This window comes from Rhodococcus sp. KBS0724 (genome assembly GCF_005938745.2).
In the GTDB taxonomy this organism is placed as follows: domain Bacteria; phylum Actinomycetota; class Actinomycetes; order Mycobacteriales; family Mycobacteriaceae; genus Rhodococcus_F.
On record NZ_VCBX02000001.1, the window covers coordinates 5,998,025 to 6,011,287 of the forward strand.

Consider the following 13,263-nt stretch of genomic DNA (forward strand, 5'->3'; position numbering starts at 1 on the left):
TCCTGTGGTCCGACCACACAAACTGTCATTTCGACCGCCCGTCAGGAGAAACCTGTGGCTACCGAGCTACTTGCGGTGAGTTTCACACCGTCCACCACCGCGATCGGCGGGTCGTTGACCGCGTCGGCGCTCGTCGGGCTACTTCCCCTGGCGACGTTCTTCGTCCTCCTGGCCGGGTTCAAACTCAAAGCCTGGTACTCAGGACTCGGCGCGCTGGCTGTTGCGGCGATTGTTGCTGTGGTCGGCTTCGACATGCCCGCGTCACTGACGGCACTCTCGGCCCTCCAAGGCATCACCTTCGGGCTGTTTCCCGTCATGTGGATCGTGGTCACCGCAATCTGGTTCTACGAACTGACGGTCGTCAGCGGGCGATTCGAAGACCTCCGACGCGTCTTCAACACTGTCGGCCGCGGCGACATGCGCGTGCAGGCCATGCTCATCGCATTCTGTTTCGGCGGAATGCTCGAAGCGCTCGCCGGCTTCGGTGCACCCGTCGCGATCACCGGCGCCATGCTCATCGCCATCGGAATGCCGCCGATCCGCGCGGCTGTGACCGTCCTGGTCGCCAACACTGCACCGGTTGCCTTCGGCGCCATGGCAATTCCGATCACGACGGCCGGTAACCTGACCGGCATTCCCGCTACCGAGATCGCCGCCGTCGTCGGTCGTCAGACGCCGATCCTGGCACTGTTCGTACCGCTTCTGCTCCTGTTCCTGGTCGACGGAAAACGCGGAATGAAGCAGGTCTGGCCCATTGCATTAGTCACCGGCGCCGTCTTTGCCCTGGCTCAGTTCTGGTGCTCTAGCCACTTCTCGTACGAATTAACCGACGTAGTCGCCTCTCTCGCCGGCCTCGCGGCTGCGGTCACGATGCTGCGATTCTGGCATCCCGCAACTCCCGACGATCAGCGCTCCAAGGTCGAGCCCGAAAAGCTCAGTCCGTCAAGAACTTTCCTGGCACTCTTCCCCTACCTGCTGGTGATCGTAGTCTTCGGCGTCGCCAAGCTCTGGACCGCCGGATTCGACCTCCCCGCATGGCTGAGCAAAACCGATCGCAAGGTCGAATGGCCGGGACTGTACGGAAATCTGCTGACCGACACGGGAACTCCCTCGTCGAGTGCGATTTACACGTTCTCCTGGCTGTCCAACCCCGGCACGCTCCTCTTGATCTGCGGCATCATCGTCACGGCGGTGTACGGATTCTGGACTCACGGCGGACGCTTCCCGTTGACCGCCAGGCAATCGCTGACCACCTTCGGCACCACAGTCGTCAAGATGCGTCTGGCCATCGCAACGGTCGCCACCGTGCTCGGCCTGAGCTACGTCATGAACCAGTCCGGACAGACCGTCTCGATCGGCACCTGGCTGGCGGGCACCGGCGCTGCATTCGCTTTCTTCTCCCCCATGCTCGGCTGGCTCGGTACAGCCGTGACCGGTTCAGACACCTCCGCAAACGCCCTGTTCGCCAAGCTGCAGCAGGTGGCGGGACAGACTGCGGGCATCGATCCGACGCTCTTGGTTGCGGCCAATACATCGGGTGGCGTCGTAGGAAAGCTGGTCAGCCCCCAAAACCTGACGATCGCCGCGACGGCAGTCGGCCAGCTGGGCAGCGAGCCAATCCTGCTGCGCAAGGTCATCGGATACAGCCTCGTCATGCTGCTGGTCCTGTGCACGCTCGTGTATCTGCAGTCCACCCCGGTCCTGTCGTGGATGCTCCCGTAGTCGCCACCTAGGCTCTTGGCTCATGCCCTCCGATTCAAGTCCACGCGCGTGGGAACAAGTACTGACGCACCTGGAGAAGCGGCTGACCTCGGGAGAAGTTGTCCCAGGTCAGCGGCTTCCGGGTGAGCGCATCCTGGCGGCCGAACTCGGCGTCGGCCGATCGTCGGTACGTGAGGCCCTACGCGTCATGGAAGCGCTCGGACTACTCAAAGCGCAGACGGGATCCGGCCCGACCTCTGGCGCGATGATCGTCGCCCGCCCCACCGGCGGCATGACCATGTTGATGCGGATGCAAGTTGCCGCACAAGGGTTTCCAGTGGCAGATGTAGTGAAAACGCGATTGGTCCTCGAAACCGAGGTCATGCAGGAACTTGCGCGGACGCAACCCACTCCGGATCTTGGTGCCGCCGTCGAGTTACTCGATTCCATGGACAACCTTGATCTCAGCGCACACGAGTTCCTGATCCTCGACGCACAATTTCACGTTGCATTGGCCGATGCTGCCGGCAACCAGGTTGTCGCGGCCATGATGACGGGTCTGCGCGAATCCATCGAGGCGTACGTCCTCTCCGGCGTCAATCTCGAGTCCTGGCCGACCACATGCTGTCGCCTCCGCCATGAACACCGCGGAATAGTCGACGCCGTGTGGGCCGGAGATCCCGAGTTGGCACGCGAACGCATCACCGGTCACATCCGTGGCTACTACGCGGAAAGCGCCCATTCAGGAGCCTGAACCGGGGTTGGTAATTGCACCCGTTTTTGTAGTGTAAGGTTGGTTTCACACCGACGCGGGGTGGAGCAGCTCGGTAGCTCGCTGGGCTCATAACCCAGAGGTCGCAGGTTCAAATCCTGTCCCCGCTACAAAGTGAAAGCCCGTAGGTTGCGCAAGCAGCCTACGGGCTTTTTGCTGTGCGAATCAGGAACGCCCCACCCGGCCCATCAGATAGAACTCCGGATTCGGCATCATCCCCGAGAAACTGGCCATTCTGTTGCTCAAGCCGAAGAACGCGGTAACAGCAGCAATGTCCCACGCGTCCTCGTCACCGAAGCCGTGCTTGTGCAACGCCTCGAAATCCGCATCGCAGATCTCATGCGAGGCGGAGTTGACCTTGGTTGCGAAGTCGAGCATCGCCCGCTGACGATCGGAGATGTCGGCGCTTCGATAGTTAACTGCCACCTGATCGGCAACCAGCGGATTCTTCTCGTAAATGCGCAGGATCGCACCGTGCGCGACCACGCAGTACGTGCATTTGTTGGCTGCCGAGATCGTGGTGACGATCATTTCACGATCACCCTTGGTGAGCGCCGAGCCTTCCTTGAGCATGATCGCGTCGTGGTACTCGAAGAAGGCCCGAAACTCTGCCGGACGACGCGCGAACATCAGGAACACGTTGGGTACGAACCCTGATTTTTCCTGAACAGCAAGGATTTTGGCAGCAATATCCTCCGGCACGTCGGCCAGTTCTGCTTGCGGAAAACGGTCGGTCACGGTGCCTCCTGGGCTGCCAGCCAATGATCAATTTAAGATAATCGTCATTAACTGAGTTGTCCAGGGGCTCCGACATGCATTGCACCCGGGTCTCCCAGTTCGCCGTGCAGGCCGTCCAAGAAGATCCGCAACAACTCCGCGAGTTGCGCCTGCTGCGAAGCAGACAGCACCGAGACCAAGTCGGCCTCGCGACCGAGCACACGGTCGACCAGCTGCTCCACCACCTCATGCCCGGCGGCCGTCAGCGACACGTCGACAACCCTTGATCCCGACTTGGCCGGCGACCGCTCCACGAAACCGGCCGCTTCCGCCCGGGCCAACCGTTGCGAGATTGCGCCTGCGGTCACCCCAGTCCGTTCGGTGATCTGGCGGGTCGTCAATCGATACGGCTCCCCAGATCTCCGCAAAACGCTCAGCAGATCAAGTGTTGCCGTGTCCGCACCCGCGGCGGCAAGGATTCGCCGTCGATCCTCACCGAGGAGTTTTGCGCATGCCCACAGCCTGGTCACGATGCCGATCCCCTCGACCGGCGTTCCCGGACGCTCACGCAACCAGGCCAGGGCAATCGCGTCGACGTCGTCGTCGGGGTCCAAGTTGCCAATCACATCGCACCTCATTTAGATCTAAATGATACGTTCTTGTATAGACCTAAACGTAGCTCACTGGAGGTAGACATGACACGCACAGTTCTGGTCACGGGCGGCGGAACAGGCATCGGGCGCGCCGTAGCCACTGCGTTCGCGCAAGATGGCGACACAGTGTTCATCACCGGTCGGCGCACCGGACCGCTCGAGCAGACGGCGAGCGAACTGGGCTCGAGCGTTCACGCCGTAACCTGCGACAACTCCGACCCGAAGGATCTGAAGCGGCTACAAGACACGCTTCCGGCCAGCGTCGACGTCGTCGTGCATTGCGCAGGCGGTAACACGGACTTCGACCGAGAGACACCGTCGGATCTCGGTACCTTGGCCGCCGGCTGGCGAGCCAATCTCGAATCCAACCTGCTGTCGGCGGTTCTGACCACTGCTGCCGTCCGTGATCGCCTCACCCCCGGCGGCCGCGTCATCACCATCGGATCCATCGCCGCAGACAAAGGTGCAGGCGCCTACGGCGCGGCCAAAGCTGCTGTCGCAACCTGGAACATCGACCTGGCTTCCGAATTGGGTCCACACGGAATCACCGCGAACATTGTTTCTCCCGGCTACATCGCCGACACCGAATTCTTCCGTGACGTTCTCACCGACGCTCGACGCGACGCACTGATCGAATCCACGAGCACCAAGCGCGCCGGTACCCCGGAAGACGTCGCCGCCGCAGTCTTTTTCCTGGCCTCGGCAGGTGCCGGGCAGATCACCGGCCAGGTAATCGCGGTTAACGGTGGCGAACGAACAAGCCGTTGACCTAGCGCAAATGACGGTCGAAGAACGAGTCGATTCTCTTCCAAGCATCTTCTGCCGCAACAGGATCAGGACCCATCCCGAGGATTCGCTCCAGCGGGCGCAGCACCTTGGGGCCGGCCTCGGCATCGTTGAGAAACGCGTGGCCGGCCGTCGGATACTCCCTGATGTCGTGTTCGACGCCGGCCTTGTTCAGCGCGGTTTCCAATTTCGGTGCCGCACCACGCAAGGTGACGTCCTTGCCGCCGAAGCTGCCCACAACTGGGCATGAATCTGCCACTGCCGCATCAAGTTTTCGCGGTAGCTGACCGTAGTTGACCGAAGCAACGTCAAAGCCCCCGGCACTGATCAGTGCAAATCCGCCACCCATACAAAATCCGATGACTCCGATCTTTCCGGTGCAATCCTCGGATTCCACCAGCCAGTTTCGCGCGACCTCGATGTCGGTAAATGGCCGACCTTGCCCGCGGAGCATCGCCGTCATGGTCGGTACAAGACAGCGCCTGGCACCACCAGCGCTGTACAGATCCACGGCCAATGTCAGAAAACCGGCGGCAGCAAGACGCTGCGCTTGCCGGCGCATCACGTCGTCGAGTCCGAAGGCCTCGTGAATCATCACCACACCCGGCCAGGGGCCCGGTGAATCCGGAGTTTCGAGGATGCCGCGGAGCGGTTGGGATCCACCGACGACTGCAGCGCGGGCCGTCAGATCTATGTCCACCATGCCTTGATCGTAAGCGCGCAGCGCCCGATTACCACGGGAAAGCAACCAATTTACCCCACCTGAAGTGCGTTTTTCGCATCCGGCAGTGCGTCATGCTGTGCGGCATGCGAGGATGGGGGAATCGAGATCGGGACTTCGATGTGAAACCCGGATCGATTTTGTAGGGAGTATTTGTATGGCACAGGGCATCGTGAAGTGGTTCAACGGCGAAAAGGGCTTTGGTTTCATTGCTCCCGACGACGGAACACCGGACGTGTTCGTTCACTACTCTGAGATCTCAGGCAACGGCTACAAGTCGCTCGACGAGAACCAGCGTGTGGAGTTCGAGGTTGGCCAGGGCCAGAAGGGCCCCCAGGCCACCAATGTGCGCGCTGTCTAGTCAGTGACACAAGAAGAGGGTCGTACCCGCAAGGGTGCGGCCCTCTTCTGCTTCTCCTACTGCTCGTGATCGTCCGCACGGGCTTTGATCACAGCAGACACCGCGGCCTCGATATTCGATTCCGCGGCAGCCTTGTCGACTCCGAGTGTGCTGAGAACACCGGAACCGTCCTCGAGTTCCAGCAGCGCCAACAGAATGTGTTCGGTACCGATGTAGTTGTGCCCCAAGCGAAGAGCCTCACGGAAGGTCAGTTCGAGAACCTTCCGGGATTGAGCGTCGTACGGGATGAGTTGCGGCAACTCCTCCAATTCGGCCGCAGGCAAACCGGCGGCCACGGCTGCACGCACTGCTGCGAGTTCAATCCCCTGGGCTGCGATTGCTTGCGGTCCTAGCGCTTCCGGTTCCGTCAGTAACCCGAGAACAAGATGTTCGGGTCGAATCTCCACATTGCCGGCAGCTCGGGCTTCGTTCTGCGCGGCCATGACTACGTTCTTGGCTCGAACGGTGAACCGGCTGAAACCGTCTTCGGGAACCATCTGTTTCCCCTCACCAGGCGCCTTCGGCACAAAGCGCTTCTGGGCAGCCTGTTTGGAGACGCCCATACTCCGCCCGATGTCGGTCCACGACGCACCGGATCGCCGCGCTTGGTCGACAAAGTGGCCGATCAGGTGATCGGCGACTTCACCGAGATGATCAGCAGCAACCATTGCGTCGGACAATTGATCCAACGCATCGGTATGGACTTGCTTGATGCCGGCGATGAGGTCGTCGAGTCGGACTTGGTTTGTCATCTTTACTGGATCGCTCATGCGTCAACCATAAGTTGACGACAGAGGACCGTCAACCCTAGGTTGACGATCACCGGTCCAGGAAGAACTCGCGCAACACCGGCGCCATTGCATCGTCGGATACACCGTGCGCCTGGCCTGGAATCTCCAGCGTCTTTGCTCCCCGGATCTTCTTGCTGATTCGCGCCGCCGAAGATCGGCCCCACTGCCCGCTGTCGCCGCCATACATGACCAAGGCAGGGACGGCGGTCGAGGTCAGCCACTCGAGAGACCGACTGCCGTGGTTACAGATGGCGACGTCGTACGGCAAGGTGTGAGCAATGGTGCACATGCCTGGCCAGTCGGGACTCTGTTTCATCTCCTCGACCATCTGCGACGACGCACCGGTCAGTGCAAGGAACCGGACCACCGTGCCCTCCCTGTCCCCGGCGGCGACCAATCGCCACAGGTCATTCAGTGCCGTGGTGTCCCACTCACCATCCATGTACGGCGCCTCGTAAACGGCAAGCTTTCTCATCGGAACGCCTTGCGATACAGCTTCCAACGCCAGTGCGCCGCCCGAAGAAAGACCGTAGACCAGTGGCGTTTCCCCGGTAGCTTCGACAACAGCGCGCAAGTCCTCCACCTCAGCTTCGATGGAATATGCATCGCCGTCGCCACTGTCGCCGCGTCCACGCCTGTCGTAGGAAAACACCGTGAAATCCGCTGCCAACTCTGCGGCCAGGGAGTCGAACCACTGCCGATCGCAGAACGCTCCGGCGACAAGAACCACTGCTGGTCCAGCGCCGGAGCGTTCGTACGCGATGATTGTTCCGTCCGCGGAGCGCACTGTTTCCATGACCATCTCCTAGGGTTGGAACATCTCCTTCCCTGATTAGACCGCCGCCGCCGGTTCACCGCTTCGGTATCAGCTGATTTTGGCGTACAGAGCATCCCAGCCTTGAGCAACGTACGAAATCGTGTAGATCGAACCGTAGAAAGTCGATCCACCGAGGTTGGTGACGTTACCTGCCTGCACTGCCGGGAGTCGCTGCCACAGCTTGCTGGCCACGAGCGCCTGGTATGCCGCACTGTCTTCGTCCTCGGTGATCATGAAGCCGTCGACGCCTGCCAGTACGTCCAGTCCTTCGAGGCTGACGCCACCTTCCGGATCCAGACCTTCCGCGGTGACAGTCTTCCCACCGATGTCGCCGAGCGTCATGTCGCTGGGCTTGTCGCCCTTCTCCGACGTGCGAATACTGGTGACATACAGAGTGTTGGTGTCCGGCAGGAACGACACACTCGCAACCGTCTTCGACGCGATCTTCTCTGCATGGCGCGATTGAATATCCGCAATGAGGTTGTCGTAGTTGAGAATCAACTGATCGAGGGTCTCGGTTCGGCCGAGCCATCCCGACAGTCTCGTGAGGTTGGTTCGCCAGTCGTCGGTGAACTCGGTGGTGAGAACGGGTGCGATGGTCTGCATTTCGCCGACCGGCCACCACTCACTTTCATAGTTCAGGCACACGATCAAATCGGGTTCGAGCGCAAGAATCTGCTCACGATTAGGGATCTCGGACAGGAAAGGCACCGATGCGTCGACCGGAACCCAAGGTGTTGCCTTGGCGTACGTGTATCCGACCAGCGGAAGCTCCAGCGCCACAGCAGGTTCGAGATCGAGACGAGAATCGATCGCGACCACTCGCTTGGGCTCGACAGGAATGTCGTACGTTCCGAGCGGAGTCGTCACCGAGCGCATTTCGTTGGCGGCGGCACTACTTCCACTCTCGCCGCACGCCGCGAGGAAAGCACCCAATCCGGCGATGCCTGCACCGATTCCGAATTGGCGTCGAGTCAGATTCGAGACGACGCGGTTATCGGTGTAACCCCGTGGGAGTAGCAGGGTAGATGAAGCGGGCATGTGCGCGGACCTTCCAGAAGAACGTGATCATCCGCCATTCACAGGCGAATAAGGATGCCCTAATAGCGTACGTACCGCGCATCGTCGCGACCGGCCCAGAAGTGTTCCGTTCCGGCCACTGCTCTCAGTTCGCCCCCAGCACCTGCCCGGACCACTCGACCAACGGTGTCAATGCGCGCCACGCCTTACGGACTTCCTTCAGCGTCCGCGGACTGTCCAACCACGACGGACTGGGATAGCTGCGACCGGCGGTCAACGACTTGTGCCGGAGCAACTCGATTCGCGGATGGTCCACCGTGTATCCGCGCGGTGCCGTCTTGAGTTTGTCGCCGCCGATCGTGAATCCGGCCTTCTCGACGGAGGCCAGGATCTTCTCGAGCTCCGGACCCCGGACGTCGTCGTCGACAGCCGCTCGGTATCGCGCGATCGTCTCCGAACTGCTGGCGTAGAACCCACCGGCCACCATCAAACCTGCCGCGTCGATCTGCACGTAATAGCCACAGCTCTCGGCAAGTCCAACAAAAGCACCTTGGTGGGTCTTGTACGGAATCTTGTCTTTCGAGAAACGCACGTCACGGTACGGCCGAAACAGTTTGGCTGTGCCGAATTCGTCTTCCAAATCCGTAACCAACGCTGCCATCGGTCGACGAACGATCTCGTCGTATGTCTCCTTGTGCGCTGCCCACCAGGTTTTGCTGTTGTCGGCCTCTAGGTCTTCGTAGAAATCGAGTGCAGCAACGGGTATGCCAGTGAACGCAGCCATGACGTAAGCCTAGCTGCCTGTTCGGCTTTGGACCGCCTGCCCTGCATCGATGCCCGGATCGAGCGGAATCCGTAGACTGCATGGGGATGATTTCCGAAATACAAGCATGGGAACTGACCGACACCAACCGAGACTGGCTGATCCACCGACCTGTCGAGATCGCTATCTACGTGGCACTCGCGGTAGTGCTGCGCTTCGCGCTGCACCGCGGGATCGATCGAATGTCGAAGCCTCGCAAGTCTCCGAACGCCAGGGTGAACGAACGCAGATCGCAGCGAGCCCGGACCATCGGTTCGGTACTCAAATCGACGGTATCCATCGTGATCCTTGTCTGGTGTGTGCTGCAGATCCTCGGAATTCTCGGGATCAACGTCGCGCCGTTCATTGCATCGGCCGGAGTCATCGGTCTTGCCATCGGTTTCGGTGCGCAAAACCTGGTGCGTGACTTTCTCTCCGGAATCTTCATGTTGCTCGAAGACCAGTACGGCGTCGGTGACGTCGTGGATCTGGGTGATGCGGTGGGCACTGTCGAAACCGTCGGTCTGCGCGTCACCACGGTACGAGATGCAAACGGAACATTGTGGTACTGCCGCAACGGTGAAATTCTCCGAGTCGGAAACATGAGTCAGGGCTACGCGACCGCTGTACTCGACCTCCCCATTGCTCACAACGCCAACGTGCACCGGGCATGCGAAGTCGCAACACGCGCCGTTCTCGAAGCAGCTGAATCCGACTCCATCCGATCGGACATGATCGAAAAGCCGGAGATGCTGGGAGTCAATTCGGTCACTGCAGAGGCAATTACCATTCGAGTGACAGCGCAGGTGAAGCCTGGGCGCCAGTGGGCGGTCCAGCGCGCGTTTGCACGCTCGGCACTGACAGCATTCGAGGAGCAGGGCATCGAGGCACCCTACCTGCCTGTTCTGCGATGATGGACGCATGACCGGAGCAGCGGAGTTGATGATCGAGATCCCTGCCGGCGAGGTGCATCTCCGGGACGACCGCAAGGGCACTGCGTGGACCTCGAGAGTCGAATCGTTCCGCCTCGCGCGTCATCTCACCACCAGCGCGCTGCTTCACGGTGATTCGTCGGCCGATTCGAGCAAACCCGCAGTCGACCTTTCTTGGAAAGATGTCATCGCAACCTGCAACACACTGTCAGTCGCGGACGGTCTGACGCCTGCGTATCAGGACGTCGACACCGATTCTCCGCAGTGGGACCAGGCGGCAACTGGCTACCGACTCGCCACCGAGGCCGAGTGGCAGTACGCATGCAAGGCCGGCACCTCCGGATACCGCTACGGCGAGATCGACGAGATTGCCTGGTACAGCGATAATTCAGAGGGTAGAGCGCATCCCGTCGGAACGAAGGCACCCAACGACTGGGGTCTGTACGACATGATCGGCAATGTCTGGGAATGGTGCTGGGATCTCTACGACCCTGAGGTTTACGGCACCTACCGGATCTTTCGCGGCGGCAGTTGGGCAGAAAGTGAGCGCGGTTGTGGCGCTACCGTAAGGCGGCGAAGCCATCCGACGTTTGCTATCGACGACCTGGGATTTCGCTTAGCTCAGACGATCTGAGGGCAGGCAGGCGAGCACCTCGAGCACGGCCTCGATCTCCTGGCGACTGCGAAGCCGAACTATCGGCAACGACGGCACATCGACCAGAACCGTAGCCATTCGCTCGGCATTGCGGCGGTCCGTTCTCCAGGCCCATCGAACGATGTGATCTCGCTCGAACAAAACGGTATGCAGTGGCGGCTCTATGTTGCCGCTCCACAACACCTCTCGCCGCAGACGACGACGTACGGTTCGTGTAATCACCTGGCGCATCACCGTCCGCCGAGGCAGATCCAACCACAGCATCAGGTCGGCACGCTCGGCCAGAAGCCCACGCACCGCGCCGTACTGCCACTCGGCCACCCAGGCCGGCTCACCGGAAAAGCGTCGTACTTCGGTTTCGAAACTCTCGAGTGGAGTCCAGTCCGGCCCGTGGAAGAGAGAGTCCATCTCGGTGTGTTCGATTTCGAGAAGCTGCCCGATTCGACCGGCGAGAGTCGTCTTTCCGGCGCCGGAGGTCCCCGCGACAAGGATCTTCTGCGGACGAATCGTCAACGCGGCGGAGTCTACGAAAGGCACCGATCCACACTAGGGGCCTTACACTTCGCAGTCCACCCATTCGATGTAACCGGTGCCTTTGATCGACGCACCGTCGAAACTTCCCCGGTAGGTGTACGCGCCGACGTGTCCCTTGCCGTGACCGTAGCGCCACTCCGAGTCGATCTCTGCCTCGAACTCCACGATTGTCCGGCCGTAATCGCGTACCTGCCAACGTATTACGCGTGGCACACGCATCTCACGCCCCTGCGGGTCGATGTGCAGTTTGTCGGCGTATTCGAGCACATCGAACACGACGTCGTCGAAAACCTTTGCGCTACCGTCCACAGTTCGAATGTAGGCGAGCTTGCATGCCGTGACGCCCGACGCTCGAACATCGGTGAGCAACAGTTGATGCCGGTCGTCGAGTTGAACGATCTGGTAGGTGAAGAAGTCGGCCGGGAGCTTCCACGACTCCGGAAGGGCGCGGCGAGTCAACGATTGTGGTGTCATGCACCGCGCGTATTCAACGGTGCACGGAGCCGAAATACTCACCGGTCCACTCGGACTCGAGATCGTCCCCGAACACTGCGCCAAGAGACTGACGTGGTCGTAGACGGGATTGCGCACGAACCACGACGCTTGATCTGTTGCCACTATCTCCAGATCGACGTCGAAAGAGTCGAAGCGCCCCGTGACACGGAAATTCGGATAGTCGTTCTCGATGATCAGGTTATCACCGAAGGCAATTCGCGAACCGTCTTCTTCGAAAGTGCACTCGTCGGCGGCGTCGTACGCCCGATAGAAGTGGTGGCCGGGTGCAGCGGTAGAACTCAGCACGGTTGCGGTGTTTCGCGCGTCGGGTGCAGCGAGATAGTCGTTGTCGAACACCACCGCCCCGGTGGCACCGATCAACGTCATGGTGTTGAGATACCGAAAAGGCCCTGGCAACTCTGGAACGAAGATCCCGTAGTGCGTCCAGGCGAAGATCAACATCTTGTCCGGTCACGACCCCAAGTTAATGTAACCAACCGTAACAAACAAGTGTCGGACTTTCCTCGACGACCTCACACCCTGAACACCCGCGCCCTGCGCCGGCGGCGAATAACATGTGAAGAATCCGCGCACCGGAACCGGTGGGGAGAGAGGGCACAACAATGCAGCGTGAAGAGTCGTCGTTCACCGGAGTGTCCGGCACCAAGATCGTCTACGACGTGTGGACGCCGGACCGCGAGCCCACCGGCATCCTTGTCCTGTGCCACGGACTCGGCGAACATGCTCGGCGCTACGACCATGTGGCTGCGAGACTGGGTGAACTCGGTCTGGTCGTGTACGCGCCTGATCATCGTGGGCACGGACGTTCCGGAGGTAAGCGTGTTCACCTCAAGGAGTTCTCCGACTTCACCGATGACGTCAACACCCTGTTCGGTATCGCTACCGCCGCCTATCCCGGCAAGGACAAGTTCCTTCTGGGACACAGTATGGGCGGCGCGATCGCTCTCTCGTACGCCCTCGATCATCAGGCCGACCTCAAAGCACTCGCGCTTTCCGGACCCGCTGTGATCATCGCAACCGGCACTCCGAAGATCGTGATGCAGTTGGGCAAGATCGTCGGCAAATACCTCCCCGACGTGCCCGTCGAGAACTTGGAAGCGGCCGCCGTATCGCGTGATCAGAAGGTCGTCGACAAGTACAACGCCGACCCGTTGGTGCACCACGGCAAGGTTCCCGCCGGTATTGCGCGCGGAATGATCGCCGCCGCGGAAGGTTTCCCCGCACGCCTCCCCTCGCTCACCATTCCGGTTCTGCTGCAGCATGGTTCGGCAGACCGATTGACCGACCCGGCCGGCAGCAAGCTGGTTGCGGACCTCGCCGGATCCCCTGATGTGACACTGAAGGTCTATGACGGCCTGTATCACGAAATCTTCAACGAGCCTGAGCAGGAAGAGGTTTTGAACGATCTGATCGAGTGGCTGCGTCCGCGGGTTGCCGGAGCATAGT

At 60.6% G+C, this 13,263-nt stretch carries 16 protein-coding genes and 1 tRNA gene; 8 read left to right on the forward strand and 9 right to left on the reverse strand.

Annotated elements, in window-relative coordinates; genetic code table 11:
• Positions 1-54 precede the first annotated feature (54 nt).
• The 3 genes from FFI94_RS27580 to FFI94_RS27590 all read left to right on the forward strand — a co-directional run bounded on the left by FFI94_RS27580 (position 55) and on the right by FFI94_RS27590 (position 2,583).
• Positions 55-1,722: an L-lactate permease gene (locus FFI94_RS27580; RefSeq protein ID WP_138870622.1), complete on the forward strand. Its 1,668-nt coding sequence runs from the start codon at positions 55-57 to the stop codon at positions 1,720-1,722.
• 22 nt (positions 1,723-1,744) lie between these two features.
• On the forward strand, positions 1,745-2,455 hold the full coding sequence (locus FFI94_RS27585) for a FadR/GntR family transcriptional regulator (RefSeq protein WP_138870623.1): 711 nt from the start codon (positions 1,745-1,747) through the stop codon (positions 2,453-2,455).
• A 54-nt stretch (positions 2,456-2,509) separates the two neighbouring features.
• A tRNA-Met gene (locus FFI94_RS27590) sits at positions 2,510-2,583 on the forward strand.
• 55 nt (positions 2,584-2,638) lie between these two features.
• Here FFI94_RS27590 and FFI94_RS27595 read toward each other — a convergent pair.
• Together FFI94_RS27595 and FFI94_RS27600 are read right to left on the reverse strand one after the other, a co-directional pair.
• Positions 2,639-3,211 (reverse strand): peroxidase-related enzyme, encoded by a 573-nt coding sequence (locus tag FFI94_RS27595; RefSeq protein ID WP_138870624.1) that lies wholly within the window; start codon positions 3,209-3,211, stop codon positions 2,639-2,641.
• Positions 3,212-3,258: 47 nt separating this feature from the next.
• Positions 3,259-3,816: a MarR family winged helix-turn-helix transcriptional regulator gene (locus tag FFI94_RS27600; protein ID WP_260684382.1), complete on the reverse strand. Its 558-nt coding sequence runs from the start codon at positions 3,814-3,816 to the stop codon at positions 3,259-3,261.
• A gap of 69 nt (positions 3,817-3,885) precedes the next feature.
• Between FFI94_RS27600 and FFI94_RS27605 the strand changes: the two genes are divergently transcribed.
• Complete coding sequence (locus FFI94_RS27605) at positions 3,886-4,611, forward strand: SDR family NAD(P)-dependent oxidoreductase (RefSeq protein ID WP_138870626.1); 726 nt, start codon at positions 3,886-3,888, stop codon at positions 4,609-4,611.
• Position 4,612: 1 nt separating this feature from the next.
• On the opposite strand, the gene FFI94_RS27610 is transcribed toward FFI94_RS27605, so the two are convergent.
• Complete coding sequence (locus tag FFI94_RS27610) at positions 4,613-5,332, reverse strand: dienelactone hydrolase family protein (RefSeq protein ID WP_138870627.1); 720 nt, start codon at positions 5,330-5,332, stop codon at positions 4,613-4,615.
• Between the two features lie 175 nt (positions 5,333-5,507).
• Between FFI94_RS27610 and FFI94_RS27615 the strand changes: the two genes are divergently transcribed.
• Positions 5,508-5,711 carry a cold-shock protein gene (locus tag FFI94_RS27615; protein WP_003939930.1) on the forward strand — a complete coding sequence of 68 codons (204 nt, stop codon included), beginning with the start codon at positions 5,508-5,510 and terminating at the stop codon, positions 5,709-5,711.
• Between the two features lie 56 nt (positions 5,712-5,767).
• Here the strand turns inward: FFI94_RS27615 and FFI94_RS27620 are convergent, their stop codons facing one another.
• The 4 genes from FFI94_RS27620 to FFI94_RS27635 form a co-directional block, all read right to left on the reverse strand.
• The gene (locus tag FFI94_RS27620) at positions 5,768-6,520 is read right to left on the reverse strand and encodes a Clp protease N-terminal domain-containing protein (RefSeq protein ID WP_185993333.1); all 753 of its coding nucleotides are present in this window, start codon (positions 6,518-6,520) and stop codon (positions 5,768-5,770) included.
• Positions 6,521-6,569: 49 nt separating this feature from the next.
• Positions 6,570-7,337, reverse strand: coding sequence for an alpha/beta fold hydrolase (locus FFI94_RS27625; RefSeq protein ID WP_260684385.1), 768 nt, complete (start codon positions 7,335-7,337; stop codon positions 6,570-6,572).
• 69 nt (positions 7,338-7,406) lie between these two features.
• Positions 7,407-8,399: an ABC transporter substrate-binding protein gene (locus FFI94_RS27630; RefSeq protein WP_138870629.1), complete on the reverse strand. Its 993-nt coding sequence runs from the start codon at positions 8,397-8,399 to the stop codon at positions 7,407-7,409.
• Positions 8,400-8,523: 124 nt separating this feature from the next.
• The gene (locus FFI94_RS27635; RefSeq protein ID WP_138870630.1) at positions 8,524-9,162 is read right to left on the reverse strand and encodes a DUF2461 domain-containing protein; all 639 of its coding nucleotides are present in this window, start codon (positions 9,160-9,162) and stop codon (positions 8,524-8,526) included.
• Positions 9,163-9,248: 86 nt separating this feature from the next.
• Here FFI94_RS27635 and FFI94_RS27640 point away from each other — a divergent pair, with 86 nt between their 5' ends.
• Positions 9,249-10,094 carry a mechanosensitive ion channel family protein gene (locus FFI94_RS27640; protein WP_138870631.1) on the forward strand — a complete coding sequence of 282 codons (846 nt, stop codon included), beginning with the start codon at positions 9,249-9,251 and terminating at the stop codon, positions 10,092-10,094.
• A 7-nt stretch (positions 10,095-10,101) separates the two neighbouring features.
• Positions 10,102-10,746: an SUMF1/EgtB/PvdO family nonheme iron enzyme gene (locus FFI94_RS27645; protein ID WP_138870632.1), complete on the forward strand. Its 645-nt coding sequence runs from the start codon at positions 10,102-10,104 to the stop codon at positions 10,744-10,746.
• Here FFI94_RS27645 and FFI94_RS27650 read toward each other — a convergent pair.
• Positions 10,729-11,304 carry an AAA family ATPase gene (locus FFI94_RS27650; RefSeq protein ID WP_138870633.1) on the reverse strand — a complete coding sequence of 192 codons (576 nt, stop codon included), beginning with the start codon at positions 11,302-11,304 and terminating at the stop codon, positions 10,729-10,731. The two genes, FFI94_RS27645 and FFI94_RS27650, sit on opposite strands and share 18 nt — an antisense overlap.
• Positions 11,305-11,322: 18 nt before the next feature.
• Entirely contained in the window at positions 11,323-12,258 is a 936-nt protein-coding gene (locus FFI94_RS27655; RefSeq protein WP_260684386.1) for a DUF6670 family protein, read from the reverse strand.
• Positions 12,259-12,419: 161 nt separating this feature from the next.
• Between FFI94_RS27655 and FFI94_RS27660 the strand changes: the two genes are divergently transcribed.
• Positions 12,420-13,262: an alpha/beta hydrolase gene (locus tag FFI94_RS27660; RefSeq protein WP_138870634.1), complete on the forward strand. Its 843-nt coding sequence runs from the start codon at positions 12,420-12,422 to the stop codon at positions 13,260-13,262.
• The last annotated feature ends 1 nt before the right edge of the window (position 13,263 follow it).

Coding starts and splice junctions, on each gene's coding strand:
- FFI94_RS27660 (WP_138870634.1), top strand. CDS start 12,420: ATGCAGCGTGAAGAGTCGTCGTTCACCGGAGTGTCCGGCACCAAGATC.
- FFI94_RS27655 (WP_260684386.1), bottom strand. CDS start 12,258: ATGTTGATCTTCGCCTGGACGCACTACGGGATCTTCGTTCCAGAGTTG.
- FFI94_RS27620 (WP_185993333.1), bottom strand. CDS start 6,520: ATGAGCGATCCAGTAAAGATGACAAACCAAGTCCGACTCGACGACCTC.
- FFI94_RS27630 (WP_138870629.1), bottom strand. CDS start 8,399: ATGCCCGCTTCATCTACCCTGCTACTCCCACGGGGTTACACCGATAAC.
- FFI94_RS27615 (WP_003939930.1), top strand. CDS start 5,508: ATGGCACAGGGCATCGTGAAGTGGTTCAACGGCGAAAAGGGCTTTGGT.
- FFI94_RS27625 (WP_260684385.1), bottom strand. CDS start 7,337: ATGGAAACAGTGCGCTCCGCGGACGGAACAATCATCGCGTACGAACGC.
- FFI94_RS27585 (WP_138870623.1), top strand. CDS start 1,745: ATGCCCTCCGATTCAAGTCCACGCGCGTGGGAACAAGTACTGACGCAC.
- FFI94_RS27645 (WP_138870632.1), top strand. CDS start 10,102: ATGACCGGAGCAGCGGAGTTGATGATCGAGATCCCTGCCGGCGAGGTG.
- FFI94_RS27610 (WP_138870627.1), bottom strand. CDS start 5,332: ATGGTGGACATAGATCTGACGGCCCGCGCTGCAGTCGTCGGTGGATCC.
- FFI94_RS27605 (WP_138870626.1), top strand. CDS start 3,886: ATGACACGCACAGTTCTGGTCACGGGCGGCGGAACAGGCATCGGGCGC.
- FFI94_RS27640 (WP_138870631.1), top strand. CDS start 9,249: ATGATTTCCGAAATACAAGCATGGGAACTGACCGACACCAACCGAGAC.
- FFI94_RS27635 (WP_138870630.1), bottom strand. CDS start 9,162: ATGGCTGCGTTCACTGGCATACCCGTTGCTGCACTCGATTTCTACGAA.